This is a genomic window from Methanocalculus taiwanensis, from assembly GCF_024372745.1.
Lineage (GTDB): Archaea > Halobacteriota > Methanomicrobia > Methanomicrobiales > Methanocorpusculaceae > Methanocalculus > Methanocalculus taiwanensis.
In genome coordinates this window covers 1-23,028 of the sequence record NZ_VOTZ01000015.1, presented here as the reverse complement: position 1 = coordinate 23,028, position 23,028 = coordinate 1, and the positions used below count along the sequence as shown (strand labels likewise).

Here is a 23,028-nt window from a genome sequence, read left to right as displayed (position 1 = left end):
TAGGGATTGGGATCTCGCACTCATCCCCAATTTATTAAGGTACATGGACTCTTCTCAAAGCTATGCAATCAGCCTGATAACTGAGAATAAAAAAGGCGTTCTCCGCGATATTGCAACAACTCTTGCCGAACAGAATGGAAATATCCTGACAATCCAGCAGGAGATAATAAAACGCGGACCTGAGGCGGGGCTTGCCTGGGTCGATCTCGAGATCGAGGTCGATGACAACTTCGGGTCAATCGTTGCTGCTTTGACTGCCCTTCCCCAAATCGTTGAGGTCGAGACCCATGAGACGTTTTCGAAGATTTTCGGCCAGCGGGTGATCATCATCGGCGGCGGTGCACAGGTTGCACAGGTAGCAATGGGTGCCGTCAATGAGGCGGATCGCCATAATATCCGTGGCGAGCGGATCTCGGTCGATACCATCCCGCTTGTCGGGGAAGATACGCTGGCACTCGCAGTTGATGCGGTGACACGGCTGCCCCGTGCCTCTATCCTGGTACTTGCCGGATCGATCATGGGTGGAAAGATCAGCCGTGCCGTCGAGAACGTGAAAGCAGAAGGAATACCGGTGATTGCACTGAAGATGGCAGGGAGCGTCACAAAGCATGCAGATCTCGTCGTCACGGACCCAATCCAGGCAGGAGTCTTTGCCGTGATGCACGTTTCTGAAAAGGCAGTGTTTGACATTAACAAGGTAAAAGGCCGTGAGTTCTGAACAGAGAGAGTAGTTCTTAACAGTATAGCTGATAGCATGAAAGAAATGGATGATATAATACAACAGGCAGTGTCCATCCTCCGGCATGACGGTTTAATTGTCTACCCGACCGAGACGGTGTATGGCCTTGGCGGCGATGCCTTCTCTGATATTGCAATCGAGCGTGTCTATGAAGCAAAGAACCGTCTCAGAGGAAAACCAATCTCAATTGCGGTATCTGATATCGAGATGCTCGCCTGTGTCGCCTATCTTGATCCTGCCGCAGAAGCATTCATTAACCGGTTCCTCCCAGGCCCCGTGACGGTTATCCTAAAGGCAAAGAGCTGTGTCCCGGCAGAGCTGACCGGCGGCACCGGGATGATTGGTATCCGCTGGCCGGATCATAAGATTGCACTTTCGATCATAAGAGAGCTTGATGCCCCGATCACAGCAACCAGCGCAAATCTTTCAGGCGACATCTCACCGAGGACACGGAATGAGGTGAATGTCAGGCATGAGCTCTTCGTCGATGGGGGGGAGCTGCCGGGAACCCCAAGCACCGTTGTGGATCTTCAAAAAAAGGAGATCATCAGACCGGGCTCACAGCTGGATGAGGTCGTCAGGTTCCTCATCGACATGGACTGAGCAGAATGGAAAGAGGACAGGACAGGAAGCCGATCCGGCTTCGTGATTTTTTAATTGACCAGGATGGCGGCATATACGCGGTCTCCGTCTATGACAATGACGAGCGGGCGGGCTGCGTCCTGAGATACCTCCCCGATCCTGACGGCGAGCGAGCCTGTGGAAACGGACAGCGGTACAGGAAGATCGAGTTTGACGAGGCATTCGCCTGGATTCGTGAGCACCATCCCGAATGGAATGATACTGTCCACCGGATCCCACTGGATCAGATAGCAACAGTTCTGAAGCCTGAAGAGAAGATACAGGAGATCATCAGGCGGGATTCCCGTGTCCGGAATCTCGCGAGCCTCTTCAATCTCCCTGAGAAGAGTTTCGGCTGCACCGGCTCACTCCTCTGCGGGCTTGAGAACGAGGCATCCGATATCGATCTCGTCATCTATGGAGAGCACTGGTTCTCAGCACAGCGGCAGCTTGCCGATGCAGTTTCGAAAGGATTGATCCCGGAGATGAGTGAAGAGATGTGGAGGAAGGTCTACAGGAAGCGTGTTCCTGAGATCAGTTTTGATGACTTCATCGCCCATGAAGCCCGGAAATACAACCGGGGCGAATATGAAGGCACCTACTTCGATCTCCTCTTTTCACGTGGATATACAGAACAGAACGCCGTTCCGATCAAAAAAGGAGTTCCAACCGGCCGGGATGTGATTGAAGCTACCGTGACCGATGCCTCCCTTGCATTTGACAACCCGTCTGTCTATGCAATCGACCACGAGGAGATCAGCTATGTCCTCTCCTTCACCCATACCTATGCCGGTCAGGCCCTCGCAGGAGAGATGATCGAGGCAGCAGGTGTTATAGAAGATCACGGGGATGAAAAATGGCTGATTATAGGCACCACTCGCGAGGCACGAGGCGAGTATATCCTCTCAAGAACGCTGCTGAATCGTTGAGCGGCTTTTTCAGCAGATCTCTCTTCCATCTCTGCATATCTGTTTCCACCCACTTTTTCAATGTACCCTCTCCTGAATTCACTTCCTGAAGAACCGGTCAAAGAGCGTCTGCGGCTCGCGGGCGCCCCGGGTGCAGGATTCTCTTTTCGGGCAGCGGTCGCAGGGTGCATCCGGAGGGGGCTGAGGGGTTTTGCCGCAATAGATCGCCTCTGCTTTCCTGAGGGCGGCAAGGAGGCTCCGCCTGTCCGAGGCGGTGGGGGCGACCGTGCGGACGACTCCGGATGGAATATAGGCGATCCGGACTTCAGACGGAGGGCTGCGCCACACGGAATTCAGCTCCGCCATCTCTTCGGCTGCAAGCAGGTATGCGGCCGCCCGGATCCGATCCTGCTTCCAGACCCCATAGGTCGGGGCCCGGGTTGCCCTCAGTATGCCAATTAGGGGTTTGCTGCTGAAGATCCAGTCGATCCTCCCTGATATGCCGTACTTACTGTTCGTACAGGAAACATCGGCTGCGACAGGCTCCTCCCAGGCAAGCCCCCGGCAGGCGGCGATGCACCCTTTGAGGTACTCTTTCATTGAATCGTCGATATCCGGACGGACGAGTCGGATCTCCTCCCAGATCGTCTCTGTGTCGGCATCAGACAAACCATTGAGATGGTATCCGACCTGTTTTGCAACGGTATATTCCGGCGGCTCCATGATCACCTCATACCGCTCAAGATATACACGGACCGGACAGACCGAGGTGCGGACGAGTGTTGATATTGGAATATACCGTTGTCCTGCAGTATTGTGTGTATCTCCCTCGTTTGTGTGCTCTGGAACTCTTTCTGGCGCAGACATGCGTAAGAAACCTTTTCTTTTTACTCTGCTAATAGATTTGCATGGCTTCCAAAGAAATAACCGTAAATGTGCCGCAGGATCTTGATCCTGTCTACAGCAATATGATCCAGATTGCCTTCCGGGATGACGAATTCACCTTTCTCTTTCTCCACCAGATCCCAAACATCAACCAGGCAAAAGCAAAGTCCATCGTAACCATCAGCCCAAAGCATGCAAAGAAGTTCCTGGCGGTGCTCCAGCAGAGTGTTGCTGAGTTTGAATCCAAGTTCGGCACCATCGAGCCCCCAAAAGAGCAGCAGGCTGGTGATTCGGTGACGATGCGTGGATACTCGTAAGCGATGTCAAAAAGATAGTTGCACGAGATTGAAACCAGAAATGATACCGCGATGCTCAAAAGAGCAGAACCTTTTAACCTTTTCACAGCCAATAGAATGGTCGCAGTGCCGCCGTGGCTTAGCCCGGCATAGCGGCTGATTCGTAATCAGCAGGTCGAGGGTTCAACTCCCTCCGGCGGCTCTCTTTTAAGGTTGTTAAATCGATATTTTTGCTTGGATCTCCAATCTCAAAGATGACCATTACATCATCCTCAATTGTGAGTATAATCCGATACCGCTCTATCCGATGAGAGTAAATCGGAATACTCTCCTGTCCCTTCAGTTTTTTTATGTTTATGCAAGGATAAAGCGCTTCTGCAAGAGCAGTTAATTCGTCTTTTATCTGCTGTTCCTCTGATATTGGAAAACGTTTCAAGTCACGTTCCGCTTTCGGAGTGAAGACGACTCGCCAGATCATTCCAGACCCAGTTCCCAAGCAATATCTTCAAGTGAGCGCAAGCGACCGGCCCGAATATCTGCAATCCCTGCCTCTATCTGTTGCAAAGTCTCTTCAGAGAGGGGCTCTGGGTCATATGCCATATCCAGAAGGCGGTTGAGCGTCTCATCATAACTCTCCCGGGGATGTATTTTTAGGGCTTCGAGACGGGATTTTGTCTCTGGCTGAAGTTGAATCGTTGTTGCCATAGCAACCTATAAGAAAGTATAGGATCCAAGATTTCGTATTCGCTCATCAAAAAATGATCCACCTGAGACCATCAGCCAGAGAGGGTGATCGTTTTGATAGCCACTTACAAGGTGTCCACCTCACACCCTCTCCTTAATCAGTTACGTTGACATCAAAGTAGTCTACGTATGTCTCAACAAATCTTCTTCGATTGTGTAGATGAGTTCCGGTTCCTTCCGGATCGCTATCATTCGCAGAATCCCGTTTAGTCATTGCAGCCCTCCAGAAGAAGACAGAACGTGTGCGATGGAGAGATGGTGAGCATAAAGAACGCTATACACTGATCACAAAGGAGATTGACGGGAAAGAACAACTACGGGATGAGGGATACCATGTCATTGACCTTCATGACATCACGCTGCTGTCAGAGAGGTTCCTGGCAGATAGAACCCGATAATCCGGTCAGAATCAAAACAACTACAGATCATACCCTTTTTTCTATTCCAAAACCCCGCTCATGGAAAGAACAATGCGAAAAAAATTATATGGCATCCTCACAATCACGATCTGATGCATATTCTTGAAGATATCTTAGCCCATAACCTGGCAATCGTCTTTTGTGGATCTGCCGCCAGCAGAAAGTCAGCAGAGAGGGGATGCTACTATTGCGGACCGGGGAATAAATTCTGGCCGCAGTTCTCACTAATCACCGGCGCAGAGAACAAAATCCCCCGTTCCATTGAGGATTGCCGGATTGTGTTGGAATACGGCATAGGGCTTACCGATCTGAATAAGACAGAATCGGGATCCGACAGATCCCTGACAAAAAAACAGTACGAAACTGAGAGTTTCCTGCAGAAAATGCTGGAATACACACCCCGCTGTATCGTCTTTAATGGAAAAGAAGCTGCCAGACACGCATTAAAGAGAAGAGAGATCAAATATGGCTTACAATCCGGGATGATCGGAGAGAGCTCAGTATTCGTGGCTCCGTCAACCTCAGGGCTCTCGGCTAAGGACTGGAAGAGCCATGGGGAAGAGTGCTGGGGCAGGATCGGGGAGATCTATACTGAGATACAGGTAAGGGAGAGTCAAAAATACAATGATTAACAGGAGAAATGAGCAGGAAAACAAAGAAGGGAATCAGGAAAGACGATTTCGGAGCACAGCCAGGAGGGTTATTGGAGAGCGAAAAGGAGACCTGGATGAAGCTGCAACCGATGCGATGAAGCTCAGGATTCACGTAAAGACACAGGAAGCCATAGCAACCGATGCTCTGGAACTGATCAGGAAGACATACCGGTTTGGAGAGAAGAGATATAGCAGCAGAAAGGATCTCTATCTCCGGTCAAATACCCGTTCATTCAGATGCAGGTAGTTGACATTGCAGAACAGATCACCTCCCAAGCCAGCATCACGCTCCCCCACCCACTCCATCGCCGGTAAAAACAGCAACAAATAAGAACTTTTCCCCCATTTCTACTTTACAGTAGCAAGGGGAGAGGTATGAGTGGAGAGTATGAAGATGCGTTCCGTGAATCGATAAAGAATCCAGAACAGTTCTGGGGAACTGCGGCAGAGACAATTGTCTGGTATAAAGATTATGACCGGGTGCTTACCGCTAAGGATCCCCCCATTTATCGTTGGTTTGAGGGAGGTGAGCTCAACACCTGCTATAATTGCCTCGATCGGCACATAGAGGAGGGGTGCGGAGACAGAACAGCCCTCATCTATGACAGCCCGGTCACTCAAACGATCAAAAAATATAGCTACACTGAGCTGCGTGATCTCGTTGCCCGCTGTGCCGGGGGTCTTTGGAAGCTTGGCGTGCAGAAAGGAGATCGGATCGTCATCTATATGCCGATGATCCCAGAGGCGGTCATCGCAATGCTCGCTTCTGCACGGATCGGTTCGATCCACTCTGTCGTCTTTGGCGGGTTTGCATCCCGCGAGCTTGCAAAGCGGATCGAGGATGCGGAGCCGAAGATCATCATCACGGCATCGTGCGGGATCGAAGTCGACCGGATCATCCCCTATAAGCCCCTTCTTGACGGAGCGCTTGCCCTCTGTACTCACAAGCCTTCGGCGTGTGTCTATGTCCAGCGGAAAGAGCACAAAGTTGATCTTTCCGGCAAACAGGTGATATCCTGGGATCAGCTCATGAACGCAGAGCCAGCACCTTGCATCACGGTGAAGGCAACCGATCCCCTGTACCTCCTCTATACCTCCGGCACCACCGGCAAGCCAAAAGGTGTGGTCAGGGATACCGGCGGCCATCTGGTGGCGCTCTCATGGAGTATGGAGCAGATTTATGGAATGAAACCAGGAGAAGTATACTGGGCAGCCTCGGATATCGGCTGGGTGGTCGGTCATTCCTATATCGTATACGGGCCGCTTTTACACGGGTGCACAACAATCCTCTATGAAGGAAAGTCAGTCGGCACTCCGGATCCGGGGGCATTCTGGCGCGTGATCGCCGAGCATGGTGTAGCGGTCCTCTTCTGTGCACCAACCGCCTTCCGGGCCATCCGGAAAGAAGATCCCACGGGATCATATATCAGGAAGTATGATCTCTCATCACTCAGGACGCTCTTTTTAGCGGGTGAGCGATGCGATCCTGACACACTCATCTTTGCAGAAGAACACCTCGGCGTGCCGGTGATCGATCATTGGTGGCAGACAGAAACAGGCTGGGCGATCGGAGCGAACTGTGCCGGGCTTGAACTACTCCCAATAAAGCCTGGATCATGCACGATGCCGGTTCCCGGCTATCAGATCGAGGTGCTCGATACCGAAGGCAACACCGTCCCGAAAGGAGTGACAGGAAATGTCGTCGTCCGGCTCCCGCTCCCACCCGGCTGTTTCACAACACTCTGGAATAATGATGCAGATTTCATCACCACCTACTTCTCGGCATATCCGGGCTACTACCTGACATCCGATGCAGGCTTCATCGATGAAGACGGATATCTCTGGATCATGGGGAGGACAGATGATATCATCAATGTGGCGGGGCACCGACTCTCGACAGGCGCCATGGAGGAAGTGCTTGCATCCCACCCGGATATCGCCGAATGTGCAGTCTCCGGCGTCTTTGATCCGGTCAAGGGTGAGGTTCCCCTCGGCTTTGTTGTCCTGAAGGCTGGCGTGGAGCGTGAAGTAGCGACCATCAAAACAGAGCTCATTGCACTTGTACGGCAGAAGATAGGACCTATTGCATCATTCAAAGAAGTCGCTGTAGTAAAACGCCTTCCAAAGACGAGGTCAGGAAAGATCCTGCGCGGCACGATCAAAAAGATTGCAGACGGCACCCCCTATTCGGTTCCGGCAACTATTGATGATCCCGCAATCCTTGACGAGATCAAAGAAAAACTCATGGAGATGGGGTATCCAAAACACTAAGGCGGCGAGAATGCAGGCATGCCCTGTATTTTTATCACTACTCACGAAAATGATACTCAGATGAGAAAAACATTATTTATATATCAATCAAACAACATAAGAATAAATATAACCCGATACCTTTTTAATCTATATAACATAAATCGAGAGTTTTACTTTGAAAACAAAGGCCAAAACATCGATATTTTAAAAAATAACCATACAAACCTTCATAAGCAGCTGAGATAAATATTTTTTTGTAAAAGGGATTCCCGAGCACATATTATACTCTGTTTCCATCCGGCATCCCTTCGGGATCTGACACAATGACATCACACACACTCCTCTATATTGATGATGAGCCGGATCTACTCAGGATAGGACGGCTCTTTCTCGAGAGGAACAAGGGATTGGCTGTTTCTACCTGTGAGAGCGCATTGGACGCAATAAATATCCTCTCCAATCAGCCATTTGATGCGATCATCTCGGACTACCAGATGCCCGGTATGAACGGAATACAGTTCCTCAAGCATCTCAGGCAAAATGGCGATGAAACACCCTTTATTATCTTCACTGGAAAAAGCCGTGAAGACGTGGTGATTGAGGCATTCAACAATGGTGCTGACTTCTATATGCAGAAAGGAGGCGATCCAAGATCCCAGTTTGCCGAACTCCAGAATAAGATACAATATGCGATAGAGCGAAAAAAAGCTGAAAAAGCGCTCAGAGAGAGTGAAGAGCGTTACAGGAATGTTGTCCAGGCCCAGACCGAGTTCATATGCAGGTTCAAGCCTGATGGAACCCACCTCTTTGTGAACGAGGCATACAGCACCTTCTTTGGGATGCAGGAGGCGGAAATCATCGGCACTCAGTTCAAGCCACGAATTCACCCTGATGATCGTGACAATGTCACCCGCCTCTTTGCCTCCCTTTCACTGCAGAACCCATCTGCCTTTAGTGAGCAGCGGGTTATTATGCCGGATGGCCGGATCGTCTGGCAGCGATGGAATACGCGGGCAATCTTTGATGAGAAAGGAAAACTCAAAGAATATCAGTCCGTTGGCAGGGATATAACAGAAGTTATGGATCGTGAAACAGAGCTTCAGCAGAAGAATATGGAGCTCCAGGCATCATACGAACAGCTGGCAGCAACCGAGGAGGAGATTCGCCAGCAGCTTGATGAGATCGTTTCCACACAGACGGCACTCAGGGAGAGCGAACAGCGGTACCAGGCGGTCATCGAGTACCAGACAGAATTCATCTGTAGGTTCAAGCCGGATGGCACACATATCCTGGTAAATGATGCCTATGCACGATACTTCAGAAAAGACAAACATGAGATTATGGGGAGAGTATTCTCTCCCAATATCCACCCCGATGATCAGGATCTGGTCAGCAGGTTCTTTTCATCACTCACCTATCAGAATCCTGAAGGCACCATAGAGCACCGGATCATCATGCCTGATGGCGAGGTCAGGTGGCAGCAGTGGAATGACCGGGCACTCTTTGACGAATATGGACATGTCAGGGAATACCAGTCGGTCGGACGCGATATCACTGAGAAAAAACTGGCTGAAGAAGCACTCAAAGAGCAGAATGTTGAGCTGAATGCAGCATATGAACAGCTGGCAGCAACCGAGGAGGAGATACGCCAGCAGCTCGATGAGATCATCACCACACAGACGGCACTCAGGGAGAGCGAACAGCGGTACCAGGCGGTCATCGAGTACCAGACAGAGTTCATATGCCGCTTCAGGCCGGACGGCACGCACATTCTCGTGAATGATGCCTATGCACGCTACTTCGGGAGAGACAGGCACGAGATCATGGGAAAAACGTTCTCCCCCAATATCCACCCTGAAGACAAGGAGATGGTCAGCAGGTTCTTTGCATCACTCACCTACCAGAACCCGGAAGGGACCATCGAGCATCGGATCGTCATGCCTGATGGCGAGATCAGGTGGCAGCAGTGGAATGACCGGGCACTCTTTGACGAATATGGACATGTCAGGGAATACCAGTCGGTCGGACGCGATATCACCGTGAGAAAACAGGCAGAAGAAGCGCTCAAAGAACAGAATCTGGAACTGAATGCAGCATACGAACAGCTGGCCGCAACCGAAGAGGAGATTCGCCAGCAGCTTGATGAGATCATCACCACACAGCAGGCACTCAGGGAGAGCGAGCAGCGGTACCAGGCTGTCATTGAGTACCAGACAGAGTTCATATGCCGCTTCAGGCCGGACGGCACACACATTCTCGTGAATGATGCCTATGCGAAATATTTCGGAAAAACGAAGCAGCAGCTCTTAGGAGAGAACTTCTCCCCGAAAATTCACCCCGACGATTACGAGAGGGTCAGGAACTTCTTTGCATCCCTCATCGAAGAGCATCCGATAGGTACAATCGAACACCGGATCATCATGCCTGATGGCGAAGTCAGGTGGCAGCAATGGAATGACCGGGCGATATTTGACGAATACGGGCATGTCAGGGAATACCAGTCGGTCGGACGCGATATTACTGAGAAGAAGCGGATGGAGGAGGCACTCCGCCTGACAAACAATAAACTCCACCTGCTCTCAAGCATCACCCGCCACGACATCCTAAACAAGATCATGATCGCCCAGGGGTACCTCGATCTCACAACAGAAGTAAATGCAAGCCCCGCCCTCGCAAAGTATCTTGATAATGTAACGAATGCGGTATCTGCCATAGAGGGGCAGATCATCTTCACCCGGGAATATGAACAACTCGGCGTCAGCGAGCCGGTATGGACACCCATCAAACAGACAATCGAGAGGAATTACGACCAGGATATACAGATCAGCTATGACGGGCCGGAAGCAAGAATCCTGGCAGACCCGATGATCCAGAAGGTCTTCTCTAACTTAATCGACAATACCCTCCGCCATGGAGAAGGCGCAGATCAGATCCGGATCCGGTGCAGGGAGACAGAATCCGGACTGGCGATCACCTATGAGGACAACGGCTCCGGCATCCCGGAGAAAGAGAAGGAACGGATCTTTTACCGGGGTTTTGGGAAGAATACCGGGTACGGCCTCTTCCTGGTGAGGGAGATACTCACCATCACCAATATCACCATCACCGAGAATGGCGAACCTGGGAAGGGTGCAAGATTCGAGATACATGTGCCTAAAGGAGGATACTGTATAGATGGTGCCTCCGGCCAAAGGATACAATAATACTCCCCACCACCCACCTGCTTTTATAATCTCATGTACCTGACGTTTCTTTCCTGAGCGCATACCGGAGATGCACCCGCCCCAAATCAAGCTTTCTTGAAGCGATCAGATCGAGCATGCATGCCCCTGACGAGGTAAAGAGCCGCTTGCCCTGATCCCCGGCGATCACCGGCGCTAAAATCAGGCTGATCTCATCTGCAATACCGGATCTAATCAGGTGATTATTCAGGTCAGCTCCACTGTCCGAAACAATTACCTGGACAGAGTAGTGACGTTCCAGCCCCTTCAGGGCGGCCCTGATATCCACATAATCCTTCCCGCACCTGATATATGGGTACTCCCGCTCGCTCAGGTACTGAAGATAGGCATCCGGTGTTTGTTCTGATACGAGGACAACAACATCCCGTATATGCTCCATCTGCCGGTAGAGATGAAGAAAGCCAGAGAGCACACCCCTGCTATCCACAAAGACACCTATCGGACGGGGATCTCCACAAACCTGATGTGGCCGTACCAGATCAGCTGCCATCTCAGGCCGGGCACTATCAGAAAACATCTCTACTCCGAGCCTTGCTGTATTAGACCCTACGAGAACAGCATCAGGGGCATATTCCCCAAGAATTGAATAATGGAGCCCGATATCGATATCATAGCCGAAAATTGCATGATCCAGGCTCACTGAGGAATGGATGATCACCTTTGGAGGCATTCCTGTTATTCTCACGTATAAAGACATAAATCTCGCGATTTTTCGGAGATGCAATCAATCACAACAAAGAGAGCGGAATATCCATTGGAATGATCCTTTGGTGTTTTCCCGCAATTTTTTTTATGGATTCATCACTGGTGATGCTTCCTGATATACTCCCTGATCTTCATCGACTCAAGCCATCCCTGATCAAGCTGCGTGATGATGTTGTCGATCTCATAGGCCTGTTCAAGGATCCGTTTATCATTCTCACCATCTTCCATCGAACAGAGGGCGACGATAACCGCAAGGGGGTTTCTGATAGAATCGTTCAATATCGCAAGATTCCTGATCTGCTCTTCGACCTGTACCAGTGCATTCAGACGGAGATCCTCAAGCATTTTTCGCTCGGTAATATCAATTCCATGGGCGACCATCGCAATGACATCGCTATCCTGGTTCTGGATCTCAGATGAACTCCAGAGAACCGTCTTTTCCTGGCCACCGGCGGCAATGATAGGGATCTCAACAGATTCCCAGTGTTCGCTGAAGAAAACGCGTTCCTCCTTCGGAGCTGAAAGAACAGACCCAATCGGCTCCCCGATCAGCTCATCAGCTCTCTTTCCGATCAACCGTTCAAATGCCGGGTTTACCCGGATAATATGCAGATCTGTTCCCCAGATAACAATCCCTGCATTTGCATGAGTGAGGAGTTTATCCAGGTACTCAGTCATCTGCCGAAGATCCACCTGGGCACTTGTTAGATCTTCAAACTGTTTTCGGAGCTCCTCTTCAATTGCCGTCATCTCTTCATATGCGGAATTCAAATCCTCTATCCGTTTATGAAGTTCAAATTCCACATCTCGGATCGCATCGTTCATCAGGTTGAAAGAGGCAGCAACAGACCTGAACTCTTCATCTCCTTCTTCTAAAACCCTTGCACTTCGGTCGCCGGAAGTGATCTGGTTGATGCCATGCTCAAGCGTTCCAAGAGACCGGATCACCTCCTTTCCAACCAGGAGATAGTTTGCAAGGAATACGACCAGAATAGCTGTAACAGAGAGAAGAAGGACAATATTCTGTAATGCATGAACCCTTTCCAGATCAGTTCGTATCAATAACGAAAGCTCAGATGCATCGAATATCATCGCCTGGTTTTTAATCTCAAGCCGGTTCCAGTAGAGAGAGTAAAGATCATAACCATAAACGCCAGATTCGCTCAGTTCAACATACATGCCGAAGAGCTCCTTCAGCTGAAGAATATCCTGGGCGAGATTCTCAACGAGAATTACCTTATCAGGACTTGCAACATCAATCTCTTCAATCTCATGTACGAGTGATTCATACCGGTTTTCCCATTGGATAAGCGGGCGCTCACCACCATTGAAGAGATAGTCATTCTGGAGATGTGCAAGCTCATATGCGCCATGCTGAATTGAATACGCATGCTCTTCCTGTACATGGAGCACCCGGATCTCCTGGTTGAGAAGGAGCAGGGATCCGGCAGCAAGGCTGAATATCACGATAAAGAGAAGAATATTCAGCGCAAAACGAGTACGGATCTTCATCTGATCTCACCTGATAATCCTGACACTGCCGGGCTTAATACTATCCAGCCATTCATATCTGAGGCGGGAAAGATAGTCAGGCATCGCCATATTATCTGTCAGATTCTCACGAATCATCCATCGAGCCTCATCCTCAAGAGCGATTAATAGCGATTGTTCAAGCGAGAGGAACAGTCTCGTCCGCTCCCATGCACGAACCTGCTCCCCTGCAGGTGTGGCGAGCCTTTGATCCACGATTCGCTGTGATTCTTCCGGATTTCTCTGTGCAAACTCCTCTGCCTGCTGTAAAGCCCGGAGAAGACGTTCGATTGCCGTCTGATCCCCCTCTTCAGGAACGATGAGCAGCCAGTACATCTTCTGTCCGCCCTGTACAGGCCATATGAGAAGATCTTCACCGAACGTATCTTCAATATCGTAGAGAGTTGGCGGCCAGGTGACGACGGCATCAACAGCACCGCTGGCAAGCGCCTCCTTCATCTGGACAGGCGCAAGATCGATGAGTACGACATCCGTATGGCGTAGTCCATGGAGCTCAAGATACCTCCCAAGGAAGAATTCTCCGCTGGTTCTTTTTGACACACCAATTGTTCTTCCGCGAAGATCCCGCCCATCTGCTATTCCGCTCTCTTTTCGTATCACCAGATAATGGAAATCATCAGTTCCAATAGACCCGGCCACCACAATCGGATCCCCTGCAAGTACCCGTCCGGCAAAGGCATAATCAGCAGCGGTAGCCACATCCAGTCTTCCCTGATTTAGATCAGCAATTGCATAGAGTCCGGTATCGTACCTGTTGATCGTGACATTAAGGCCGGAATCACGAAAAAAACCTTTCTCTTCTGCAAGGTAGATGAGACCGGATACCTCGTATGGGGAGGTTCCAATTGCGATATCAATCGGAATGGGAGATGGAGGAGGCAGACTATAGACCATAATAGCAATGATTGCGAGAACGATGATTGCAATCAGCATCTTCTTTCGTACCATCCTCTCTCAGATCTCCTTGAGGAATTGATTGTTTTTTTTTGGAATATGTGCCCGCCTCAGATATAAGTATCTGAAAATTCAAACCAGCGAAACCGAAGAAGAAGAAATACAGGTAATATAACATAAAATAACGACACCAGATAACCACCAGACCTTTCCGGATAGATGGAGAGCCAGAAGCATTGAGGAAATAAAACAGAATTTCCAATTCCTTTTGAATAAAGGAGAGAGTATATCAATCCCCCGGCAGAACTTCTATCCAGAACTCAAAGATCCGGCTATATTCATTTCCTTTCTCATCAAGGTACGCTGCTGACAGATCCAGCGGCACCATACCAAGAGAGAGAGGTCTCACACCAATAACAAGAGTAACGCTATCCTTAGGAGAAACGGTTACCGGAATGAGTCTTTTCGTAATAAAATCCTCAGAGAATGAGATCTTCAGGTCGATGAGCGTGGACGAACCCTCATTATGGATCGTCAGCGGAACCCGGTGCCATTGATTCCTGATAAAGCGGGAGTGATCAAGTGTTATGGTGAAACTGGCAGCAGGGAGGTGTGATCTCCCTCTCTCACGGTTTGTGAACGCAGAAGTCTCATATTCCAGAGGTAAAACCTCTTCTTTGATAGATCCAACACCCTGTTCTTGCGTCTCCATCCTGAGCGCCTCATCACGATGGGCGAGGATATCGGGATTATCAGGATCAAGTTCAAGGGCTCGTTCAAATGACCGGACCGCCTCAGGATAGATGCCAAGCTCCACGAGGGAGAGGCCGCGGATCAGCCATATTCTCGCATCGCCAGGGTCAAGAGCGATTGCACGATCAAATGAATGGATGGCATCGGCATTCCGATCAAGCCTTGCGAGCGCAAGGCCATGAACCTGCCATGAATAGCCATCGTCAGGATCGATTCCAAGAGCCCTGTTCAATGATTCGATTGCATCTGCATACTTCTCTGAATTGAATTCTGCATAACCGCGGCCGACCCAGGCACCTGCACTCTCAGGGTTGAGGAGGATCGACTTGTTGTATGATTCGACTGCTTCATCATAGCGGCCGATCTCATTGAGCACAAAGCCACGATTATTCAGGGCAAGGGGATTCTCGGGATCGAGTGTAAGCATCCGATCATATGATTCCAGTGCCTCTTCATAGCGGCCGAGTTTACGGAGGGCGACACCACGGTTATACCAGATATCCGGATCCTCAGGGGCAAGCAGGAGTGCACGATCAAATGAAGTAACCGCATCTGCAAACCGCCCGAGTTTCCTCATGGCAACTCCGCGATTGTGCCAGGTATCAGCATCATCGGAATCAAACTCGATTGCACGATCATATGATTCAATCGCATCTGCATAACGGCCAAGATTTCGGAGCGCAACACCACGGTTATACCAGGTACCGGGATCATCGGGTGCCAGAGCCAGCGCATGATCATATGATAGAACGGCATCTGCATGGCGTCCAAGATTACGGAGCGCAACACCACGGTTATACCAGACCGAGACGTTTTTTGGATCGAGTGCAAGTACCTGATCATAGAATAAAACCGCCTCCTCAAATCTCCCTTCAGTGGCAAGCTCGGTTCCTCTCCTCTCATAATCGTCGCTCTTCTTCCTGATCAATTCAACAAGAATGCGCCTGTTCTTCTCGGCCTCGGCATACCCGGGATTAAGAACAACCGCCCTCTCAAAGGATTCAACAGCATCCCGATAACGGCTAAGATTAAAGAGAACAAGGCCACGGTTATACCAGACATCAGCATCATCAGGATTGCGCGTTATTGCCCGATCATAGTATTTCAGGATCTCCGCAAAACTTCCCCCGGCTTCAAGCCCGCCAGCTTCATCACCTGATGAGGATTCCTCCTCCAGACTGGCACCGCCGGAAAGAGGAGCGGCATCAGATCCCATATCCGCATCAGGCATATCATATGCATCCGGAATATCTTCTTCATCCATATCAGGCACACTCACTGCTTCAAATTTATCTCGTGAGACCATTGGAGCCTTTCTATCCTCTTCATATAGATCACCAGCATCTTCTGTATCGCCCAGATCAGAGAGTGCCCGGGAAAGCTCTGGAGAGAGGAGATCAGAATCAGAATAGAGGAGATCCCCTCCCCAATCACCCTCTTCGATATCAGCACGAGGGAGGGCGGGATCATCTGCTTCTCCGTTTGACCCGGCTGCCACATCAGCAATATCTTCCACATGAGTACTGTTAGCAGCACTGATATCTTCTATAAGATCAGATGGACCAGACGCTTCGGTGAGAGCAGCTGAACCAGCGGAAACAATCTCGCCACCTTCACCCATCTCATGAGACTCAGCTTCTTCAATGAGATCTGCTTCTGTCAGATCAGAAAAAGGTTCAGGGAACTCAGGCGAGAGGAGATCGGTACCAGGAGCATCGTGATCATAGCCCCAATCGATCTCCTCACTCTCAAACGCGGAGAAATCAATATCATCAGGGTCATGAACGATATCCGCGGTACCAGATATCCCGACTGCCTCCTCTTTATCTGGCAGATCTGCGGACTTTGGCAAATCAGTCTCATCGAACTCTTCTGCGAGATCAAATGCACCAGAACCTTCAGACAGATCAGCTGAATCATCGGCAATCAGTGCATCTGTTTTATCCCCTTCAAAAACACCGGCTGATTCTGTGAGAACTGCATCAGCCAGAGCGTGATCTGGTGCAGTCGACTCATCGTCAGTTTCAACAGGACCCGCATAGCCATCTATATATCCGGGAGAGTGACCGGATGTGTACCATTCCCTGCCGGTTTTATACCCGATTGCAAGTGCCTTGTCAAGCGACTGGACAGCTTCCTCGGCACGTCCAATTTCCGCAAGCAGCACGCCCCTGCTATACCATACACAGGCATCACGCGGATCGACTGCAAGTGCCCGATCATATGAATCGACTGCATCTGCGGAACGGCCTAGTTCTGTTAAGGTTCGAGCCCGGTTGATCCAGGAATTGCCATGAACCGGATCAAGCAGCAAAGCACGATCATATGATTTCAGGGCATCTTCATAACGCCCGAGCCTCGCAAGTGCCACACCCCGGTTATTCCATATATCAGCCATACCAGGATCACGTGCCAGCGCACGATCATATGCTTCAACCGCTTCCTCGTACCGTTCCAGATGGATGAGTGCAACACCCCGGTTATACCATGCAGTTTCATCATCAGGATTTTTGGAGAGAGCATGATCAGAACGTTCCAATGCCTTGGAATAAGCGTTATCCCCCAGAGGCAAAGCAGTATCTTCATCCACCCATGAAGCCTCATCCGGCTCTCCGGCTTCAGACTCATGGAATTCCATTCGAATAGGTTCAGCAGCCTCAATCATCGAACCAGAATCACCCTCTTCTCCTTTTTCCGACTCTTCTTCAGGATTAAAGGGGGCTTCATCTTTTTTGGACAAAAGAGTGAGATCATCAGCCATGCCACCTCCAGAATCAACCTTCTCAGTCTCATTATGAACAGGTGACAATTTGGGCATCTCTGGAAGCTCAATCTCATCCATTTCCATGCCCTCATCAAAGACCGGTTTTCCGGGCCGGGAGGGATGATGCATTATTGGGGAGGAGAATAATTGAGGAATGGCTTTTTTGACAATACCTGCTCCAGCAAGACCCTCCTCCATCTGTTTTGCAGACAGGGCAATATCCTTGTTTTTTCTAACAGCAGAGAGATGAGAATCAATTGCAAGCGCCCGGTCATAGGAGTCGATTGCATCATCATATCGTTTGAGCTGCTGAAGAGCAAGGCCCCGGTTATACCATACTTTGGCGTTATTCGGATCGAGGTCAATTGCCTTATCAAACGAATTAACAGCATCATTATACCGCTCAAGGTTCTGGAGAGCCAGACCTCTGCCAACCCAGAGATACGCTATCCCGGAATTGTTCTCAAGTGCCCGGTCATATGCCAGAAGCGCCTCATCAAACCTGCCGGCGCTCGCAAGTTCCATACCGGATTTACCCCAGTCTACCTCTGTTCTCTCCCCATTCTGATCATGCATATCTGCTTTCATCTCCTCAAAAGAAGGAGCGGGTACAACAGTTATTCCATTAGATCCGCTATCATCATCTGTATCGTCTATGTGCGGTTCACCATTTTCCCATCCTGTTTCAACCGCCTCTGCCTCCGGAACAGGGAGAGGCAGTGATGAATCGGGTTTTTTTTGAGAACCATCTTCAGGAGATATTGAGATGGCTTCATCGGAACGTCCGGCTTTATCCCTTTTCATCTCATCAAGCAGAACAGGAAGGTTTCGTTTTGCACCGGGATGATTGGGAGCGATCTCAAGCGCACGCTGATATGATTCAATGGCATCCTGGAGACGCGTAAGTCTTTCAAGTGCAACACCCCGGTTATACCAGCCAACAGCATTACTGGGATCGATCGCCAGTGCCCGGTCATAAGATTTGACAGAGTCGGCATATCTGCCAAGCTCATCCAGTGCGACACCACGCCTGAACCAGCAATCAGCATTATTCTGATCAATTTTGAGGAGGAGGTCATATGACTCGATCGCTTCAGATGGGCGGCCAAGCTTTTGGAGTGCAAGCCCGCGATAATATAATGTATCGGTATCCTTTGGGTTGAGATCCAGTGAACGGGTATATGATTCGACTGCTTCAGATGGGCGGGCCAGATCCTGGAGGGCACGGCCACGGTTCTTCCAGGCATCAGGCTTCCGGGGATTTATCTCAATGGCCTTATCAAATGAGGTGATTGCATCAGAGTAACGATCAAGATAAAAGAGAGCAGAGCCGCGGCCGATCCATGCGTCATATGCGCCAGAATCAAGTGATAGTGCCTTTTCAAAAGATTTTATTGCATCAGCATAACGACCGATCTCGTGAAGACGCAAACCCTCTTCAGTAAATGAACGAACTGACGTAGCATTCTTATTCAGAAGATCAAACAACCCCATCTTTTACCCTCACATTTACATTACCGATAGATGATCCATCTGAACGAAAAGCTCCAGAGTCTGCGCAACCATCAGAGAGGGATCTATCGAATTCTCAGTTAATTCTCTTCCCACCCGCAATCTTATATACCTTTCAATAGGCTATGTGATTTCTGAACAATTCCTGAGAAAGAGAAATAACCAATAGCCGATCTACCAGGGTGAGGAAGGCATAACTAAGCATCTGCCGTCTCACATACGGGCTCCCATCTCTGCAATCACCCCTTCCTGCAGCATCTCGTGATAGAGCCCCTGCCGATCATAGGTTCTCCCGATAATTCGGTTATGAATGGCTATATATCGCTCTGTCGAACGGACAAGGTGATTATAGCTCTCCAAACGGCTGTTGTACCGTTCGATCATACCATTATAGACGGGAACCTGCTGGTTATATTCACTGTACCTTCCCTGCCGGATCAGGGCATCCATCTCATCTTTCAGTGAGGCGAGCTCACTATTCATCTCACTAATGATAGCTAATTCACGCTCCATATCGCGGTTCAGCCGATCGATCTCACCACGGCAGTATGTGAGGAGATCTGACAACACGATCGTCTGATCGCATCGTCCATACCCGATTGTGCCATCCCCGATAGGTATGATGAGCGGTTTGGATGCGAGGACAACATCCCCGGTGAGGCTGTCGGGAACAATTCCTACAAAATGATGCTTCGTCGTCTCGATATATGCGTACCCGTCCCCGATATCCCGGCACCCATCGGCATGTATCCCGACTGCCATATGTGACTCTTCTGAATAGAGGAGGAGGGCAACAGAGAAGCCTTCGCGTGAGAGGATACCGGCAAGAAGAAGGCTTTTATCATCACAGTCACCAGTGAGATCCCCATATGTCTCTATCGGAAACTTCGGCTCTATCAGCGTGGTATCATCATCATAGGGGAGCGACTGGATAAAGACGGTGCAGAGTTCAAGGTAGCGGTCATCATCAAGGCTGAGATCTGACCGGAGGGTTCGAAGTGCCCGGATCAGATCAGAAAAAAAAGCCTCCTGGTTAGGATCATCGATGAATGCGGTATAATATATCGGAAGCCAGTTTTGATCGGAGAGATCAGAATAGAGGTAGATCTGCTTATCGGCATCCATTGCCCCGTAATAGACCGATTGATCGAGAGGGACACTGAGGGTTACCCGGCTCTCTTCAAAGAGGAACTCATGGCTCATGACCAGAGCCGGTGCATCTGTCCGGATCGGTGATATGGACGGAGGGACCATATCGGGCTGGACGCACCCGGTTGTGGTGCAGAACAAGAGGAGCAAACCAAATATAATGAACCGATGAGTCATCTCAGGCAATTACTCTGCATTATACGCTGATATCGATTGTGGAGGGGACGATCCATACATAGAGATGATACAATGGATTGGCACAGGAGCCTTATTATACAATAAAATGATATTCCGGTCTATGAAGAAGACACTGCTGCTTACGGCAGCTTTCATTGTTATCGTTCTGGTGCTCTTTGCAGGATGCACCGAATCACCGCAGACACCTGAACCAGGCGCTGTTGAAACACCAGTACATACGACAGAGCCAACCGCCACTCCCTCCCCTGCTGCACCAGTACAGGCAGCATCCCCGTTTCCAAACGCCCTGCCATTAAAAGCAATTGCATCAGTTGGCGATGGGGAGAGCACCCGTGAGATTTCAGTGTATAAATATCTGATCAGGGACGGATATGAGTTTTATTCACATGATTGGGGGCGTTGGGAGCCGGTCAGTCCGCCCGAGGGGAAGGAGTTTCTGATCATCTTTGTCCGGGTCAGGCATATCGGGACAAAAAAGGAGATATCCGCCCCATATCCCTCGATAATCACCGTGCATACGAGCGGAAATGCCTACTCGTACAAATCCGGTAGAGATCCAACCATCCCAATCAATGATGTGCGGGAAATGGAGTATACCGGCGGCAAATTATACATACATGAGACAAAAGAAGGGTTCATCATCTACGAAGTACCAAAAGGAATCTCGCCGTTTGAAACCTATGTCAGCATCTTCCTCCCGGAAGAGGAAGCGCCTGTCTGGAAACTTGCCTGAATAGAGGGGAGGAGCGAATCATATCCCCTCATTTTCCAGAAGATTGAAGGTATTTTTTAAAAAAAATCAGCTGAGGAGAATTGCTTCCGCAGCATCGCTATATGCTTCCATCACGTATGGAATGCCGGTTACTTTGGCAGACTCCTCAGTAAGTGCCATAAGATCGTTCCTTGAGATGGATTTCAGGCTGAAGTTCCGGCTTCCCGCCATGATCTGCTGCATGCCGAGACGATAGCGCTCGACATAGCTGTAGATACCTATCGCACCAAGCGGAATATCATGGATCCGGTTCCCGTACTTCTCTTTCAGCTCCTCGTAGCAGACAAAGATCTCCTCTACACGGTTGCCATACTTCGATACGTTCTTTGGCAAATCTCCCGCATCAAGCCACTTCTGAATATTCTTCCCGACCATTCCGGGGATCATGAGGGCACGGCCCATGCAGACGGCCTTGAAGTAGGGTGCTCCCATGCAGAGTGCCTTGAAGCCATTTGCTTCATCGGCAATACCACCGGCGATGGCAAGATCAGGAACACGGATTCCACGCTTCTTCAGGAGTTCGGCATACTGGTATGCAAGGCTCTGGATATAGACAGTCGGAATACCCCATTCATTCATCATCGGCCATGGGGACATCCCGGTGCCACCAGGCGCACCATCGATTGTCAGGAGATCAATCTTCGCCTCTGCTCCATAGCGGAGCGCCATTGCCAGTTCTACAGCGGAATAGGCCCCGGTCTTGAGAGTGATCCGCTTGAACCCGATATCGCGGAGCCTGTCCACTTCATCAAGGAAATCTTCTTTTGCGACAAAACCAAGCCTTGAATGCCGTTCTATCTCCTTGATTGCACCGGATTCAAATGCCTTTCTCACTTCAGGCAGTGTTGGATCCGGCTGGACGATATAGCCGCGTTTTTTCAACTCGGATGCACAGTCAATCGACTTTACCTTAATCTCTCCACCTATGCATTTTGCTCCCTGTCCCCATTTCAACTCGATTGTCTCAAGATTATGCCTGGATGAGACATATTCCGCTGTTCCAAAACGGGTATCCTCGACATTCAGCTGTACAAGAATCTCACCATATCCATCATGGAACTCGCGGTACATATTGATCCGACGATCCATCTCGGGACATTCCTTCACCTTCCCATGGACATCCCGGATAAGTCCAGGATCGATACCACAGATATTTTCGCCGCAGACGAGAGTGATACCTGAGATTGCAGCACCAATCGCAAAGTGTTCCCAGTTTGCCCGTGCAATTTCGGTAGAGCCGAGTGCGCCGGTGAAGATGGGTACCCTCATCGGGACCTTGATATTCCACCCATACTCTGTCGTGGTATCAACAGATGAGAAAAGGGCGGTATCTGAGTTAATCGGAACACCTTCCGGCAGACCTTTCGCACCGACAGCATATCCCTGGATATTCAGGTGGGAGTAGTCAACCGGATAATTCTTATCTGCACCTGCGGTGATCTCACCAAAAGGTCCGGGATAGATAACTTCACGGCTCCGGAATGTTGAGAGCCAGATATCACAGCCGCCTTTGCAGCCGTCCACACACCTGCTGCATATCCCCGACATCGGGACAACATCCCGTGAACGATTGAACGTGCCAAGAGCTTCACTTGCATTGGGCCTTCGAAGATTCATAATACTTCTCCTTGAAAAAGGCGCCTCGGGGTGAGATTTTCCCAAAACGTCAGTATCCTGTATGCACCGGCATTTATAAGAGATTTCCTTCCATCAGTATTTAAAATAATCGGAAGTACGATGATGACAATAATAGATTGCGATAGGGATCTTATGTGAAAAATCGAATAATAGAATCAGTGAGAAAGAAGAGCTCCGCTGAAGGGAGAAGGAACCCCAAAAAAAATTGTAACTGGTCAGCTATACCTGTAAGCCACAGTGGGCATGAAGGGTTCTCTCCTGAATGCTCCTTTGATGGCGGCAAGTACTGACCCCTCATTCTTCTTCACAGTTGAGATATACCCTCTTACCCG

General features: G+C 49.8%; 18 protein-coding genes, 1 tRNA gene and 1 pseudogene. 11 read left to right on the top strand and 9 right to left on the bottom strand.

The features are described from left to right. The first annotated feature begins 43 nt into the window (after nt 1-43). From FTO68_RS07695 to FTO68_RS07685, 3 genes are read left to right on the top strand one after another with little or no spacing between them, the layout of a single operon-like run. On the top strand, nt 44-718 hold the full coding sequence (locus FTO68_RS07695; protein WP_255332808.1) for a DUF5612 domain-containing protein: 675 nt from the start codon (nt 44-46) through the stop codon (nt 716-718). A 45-nt stretch (nt 719-763) separates the two neighbouring features. After that, a complete protein-coding gene (locus tag FTO68_RS07690) occupies nt 764-1,342 on the top strand; it encodes an L-threonylcarbamoyladenylate synthase (protein WP_255332807.1) in 579 nt (192 codons plus the stop codon). Between the two features lie 5 nt (nt 1,343-1,347). After that, nucleotides 1,348-2,289: a nucleotidyltransferase domain-containing protein gene (locus FTO68_RS07685; protein ID WP_255332806.1), complete on the top strand. Its 942-nt coding sequence runs from the start codon at nt 1,348-1,350 to the stop codon at nt 2,287-2,289. Between the two features lie 78 nt (nt 2,290-2,367). Here FTO68_RS07685 and FTO68_RS07680 read toward each other — a convergent pair whose 3' ends face one another. Next, nucleotides 2,368-3,135 carry a recombinase RecB gene (locus FTO68_RS07680; protein ID WP_255332805.1) on the bottom strand — a complete coding sequence of 256 codons (768 nt, stop codon included), beginning with the start codon at nt 3,133-3,135 and terminating at the stop codon, nt 2,368-2,370. Between the two features lie 41 nt (nt 3,136-3,176). On the opposite strand from FTO68_RS07680, the gene FTO68_RS07675 reads away from it, so the two are divergent. Both FTO68_RS07675 and FTO68_RS07670 read left to right on the top strand, forming a co-directional pair. Further along, entirely contained in the window at nt 3,177-3,470 is a 294-nt protein-coding gene (locus tag FTO68_RS07675; RefSeq protein ID WP_255332804.1) for a DUF3467 domain-containing protein, read from the top strand. A gap of 107 nt (nt 3,471-3,577) precedes the next feature. Next, nucleotides 3,578-3,651, top strand: a tRNA-Thr gene (locus FTO68_RS07670). A gap of 96 nt (nt 3,652-3,747) precedes the next feature. Here the strand turns inward: FTO68_RS07670 and FTO68_RS07665 are convergent. Next, nucleotides 3,748-3,927 (bottom strand): annotated as a pseudogene (locus tag FTO68_RS07665) (type II toxin-antitoxin system RelE family toxin); the annotation flags it as partial. Further along, nucleotides 3,924-4,154 (bottom strand): DUF7557 family protein, encoded by a 231-nt coding sequence (locus FTO68_RS07660; RefSeq protein WP_255332803.1) that lies wholly within the window; start codon nt 4,152-4,154, stop codon nt 3,924-3,926. The pseudogene FTO68_RS07665 and the gene FTO68_RS07660, both read right to left, overlap by 4 nt. 281 nt (nt 4,155-4,435) lie before the next feature. Between FTO68_RS07660 and FTO68_RS07655 the strand changes: the two genes are divergently transcribed. From FTO68_RS07655 to FTO68_RS07635, 5 genes are all read left to right on the top strand, one after another. Next, on the top strand, nt 4,436-4,591 hold the full coding sequence (locus tag FTO68_RS07655; protein ID WP_255332802.1) for a hypothetical protein: 156 nt from the start codon (nt 4,436-4,438) through the stop codon (nt 4,589-4,591). A 113-nt stretch (nt 4,592-4,704) separates the two neighbouring features. Then, entirely contained in the window at nt 4,705-5,244 is a 540-nt protein-coding gene (locus FTO68_RS07650) for a mismatch-specific DNA-glycosylase (protein ID WP_255332801.1), read from the top strand. Continuing rightward, a complete protein-coding gene (locus tag FTO68_RS07645; RefSeq protein WP_255332800.1) occupies nt 5,237-5,512 on the top strand; it encodes a hypothetical protein in 276 nt (91 codons plus the stop codon). The genes FTO68_RS07650 and FTO68_RS07645 overlap by 8 nt, the downstream gene beginning before the upstream one ends. 128 nt (nt 5,513-5,640) lie before the next feature. Continuing rightward, on the top strand, nt 5,641-7,536 hold the full coding sequence (locus FTO68_RS07640) for a propionyl-CoA synthetase (RefSeq protein ID WP_255332798.1): 1,896 nt from the start codon (nt 5,641-5,643) through the stop codon (nt 7,534-7,536). 305 nt (nt 7,537-7,841) lie between these two features. Beyond that, nucleotides 7,842-10,721, top strand: a complete 2,880-nt coding sequence (locus FTO68_RS07635; protein ID WP_255332797.1) for a hybrid sensor histidine kinase/response regulator — start codon at nt 7,842-7,844, stop codon at nt 10,719-10,721. A 31-nt stretch (nt 10,722-10,752) separates the two neighbouring features. On the opposite strand, the gene FTO68_RS07630 is transcribed toward FTO68_RS07635, so the two are convergent. The 5 genes from FTO68_RS07630 to FTO68_RS07610 all read right to left on the bottom strand — a co-directional run bounded on the left by FTO68_RS07630 (nt 10,753) and on the right by FTO68_RS07610 (nt 20,265). Further along, on the bottom strand, nt 10,753-11,430 hold the full coding sequence (locus FTO68_RS07630; RefSeq protein ID WP_255332796.1) for a dihydrofolate reductase family protein: 678 nt from the start codon (nt 11,428-11,430) through the stop codon (nt 10,753-10,755). A gap of 131 nt (nt 11,431-11,561) precedes the next feature. Next, nucleotides 11,562-12,977 carry a PAS domain S-box protein gene (locus tag FTO68_RS07625; RefSeq protein WP_255332795.1) on the bottom strand — a complete coding sequence of 472 codons (1,416 nt, stop codon included), beginning with the start codon at nt 12,975-12,977 and terminating at the stop codon, nt 11,562-11,564. A gap of 6 nt (nt 12,978-12,983) precedes the next feature. Continuing rightward, nucleotides 12,984-13,964, bottom strand: coding sequence for an ABC transporter substrate-binding protein (locus FTO68_RS07620; RefSeq protein ID WP_255332794.1), 981 nt, complete (start codon nt 13,962-13,964; stop codon nt 12,984-12,986). Nucleotides 13,965-14,199: 235 nt separating this feature from the next. After that, entirely contained in the window at nt 14,200-18,921 is a 4,722-nt protein-coding gene (locus FTO68_RS07615; protein ID WP_255332793.1) for a tetratricopeptide repeat protein, read from the bottom strand. A 231-nt stretch (nt 18,922-19,152) separates the two neighbouring features. Then, on the bottom strand, nt 19,153-20,265 hold the full coding sequence (locus FTO68_RS07610) for a hypothetical protein (protein WP_255332792.1): 1,113 nt from the start codon (nt 20,263-20,265) through the stop codon (nt 19,153-19,155). A 121-nt stretch (nt 20,266-20,386) separates the two neighbouring features. Between FTO68_RS07610 and FTO68_RS07605 the strand changes: the two genes are divergently transcribed. Beyond that, nucleotides 20,387-21,019, top strand: a complete 633-nt coding sequence (locus FTO68_RS07605; protein WP_255332791.1) for a DUF4352 domain-containing protein — start codon at nt 20,387-20,389, stop codon at nt 21,017-21,019. 66 nt (nt 21,020-21,085) lie between these two features. On the opposite strand, the gene FTO68_RS07600 is transcribed toward FTO68_RS07605, so the two are convergent. After that, nucleotides 21,086-22,675, bottom strand: a complete 1,590-nt coding sequence (locus FTO68_RS07600; RefSeq protein ID WP_255332790.1) for an FMN-binding glutamate synthase family protein — start codon at nt 22,673-22,675, stop codon at nt 21,086-21,088. Nucleotides 22,676-23,028 lie beyond the last annotated feature (353 nt).

Coding starts and splice junctions, on each gene's coding strand:
- FTO68_RS07695 (WP_255332808.1), top strand. CDS start 44: ATGGACTCTTCTCAAAGCTATGCAATCAGCCTGATAACTGAGAATAAA.
- FTO68_RS07690 (WP_255332807.1), top strand. CDS start 764: ATGGATGATATAATACAACAGGCAGTGTCCATCCTCCGGCATGACGGT.
- FTO68_RS07685 (WP_255332806.1), top strand. CDS start 1,348: ATGGAAAGAGGACAGGACAGGAAGCCGATCCGGCTTCGTGATTTTTTA.
- FTO68_RS07680 (WP_255332805.1), bottom strand. CDS start 3,135: ATGTCTGCGCCAGAAAGAGTTCCAGAGCACACAAACGAGGGAGATACA.
- FTO68_RS07675 (WP_255332804.1), top strand. CDS start 3,177: ATGGCTTCCAAAGAAATAACCGTAAATGTGCCGCAGGATCTTGATCCT.
- FTO68_RS07660 (WP_255332803.1), bottom strand. CDS start 4,154: ATGGCAACAACGATTCAACTTCAGCCAGAGACAAAATCCCGTCTCGAA.
- FTO68_RS07650 (WP_255332801.1), top strand. CDS start 4,705: ATGCATATTCTTGAAGATATCTTAGCCCATAACCTGGCAATCGTCTTT.
- FTO68_RS07645 (WP_255332800.1), top strand. CDS start 5,237: ATGATTAACAGGAGAAATGAGCAGGAAAACAAAGAAGGGAATCAGGAA.
- FTO68_RS07640 (WP_255332798.1), top strand. CDS start 5,641: ATGAGTGGAGAGTATGAAGATGCGTTCCGTGAATCGATAAAGAATCCA.
- FTO68_RS07635 (WP_255332797.1), top strand. CDS start 7,842: ATGACATCACACACACTCCTCTATATTGATGATGAGCCGGATCTACTC.
- FTO68_RS07630 (WP_255332796.1), bottom strand. CDS start 11,430: ATGCCTCCAAAGGTGATCATCCATTCCTCAGTGAGCCTGGATCATGCA.
- FTO68_RS07625 (WP_255332795.1), bottom strand. CDS start 12,977: ATGAAGATCCGTACTCGTTTTGCGCTGAATATTCTTCTCTTTATCGTG.
- FTO68_RS07620 (WP_255332794.1), bottom strand. CDS start 13,964: ATGGTACGAAAGAAGATGCTGATTGCAATCATCGTTCTCGCAATCATT.
- FTO68_RS07615 (WP_255332793.1), bottom strand. CDS start 18,921: ATGGGGTTGTTTGATCTTCTGAATAAGAATGCTACGTCAGTTCGTTCA.
- FTO68_RS07610 (WP_255332792.1), bottom strand. CDS start 20,265: ATGACTCATCGGTTCATTATATTTGGTTTGCTCCTCTTGTTCTGCACC.
- FTO68_RS07605 (WP_255332791.1), top strand. CDS start 20,387: ATGAAGAAGACACTGCTGCTTACGGCAGCTTTCATTGTTATCGTTCTG.
- FTO68_RS07600 (WP_255332790.1), bottom strand. CDS start 22,675: ATGAATCTTCGAAGGCCCAATGCAAGTGAAGCTCTTGGCACGTTCAAT.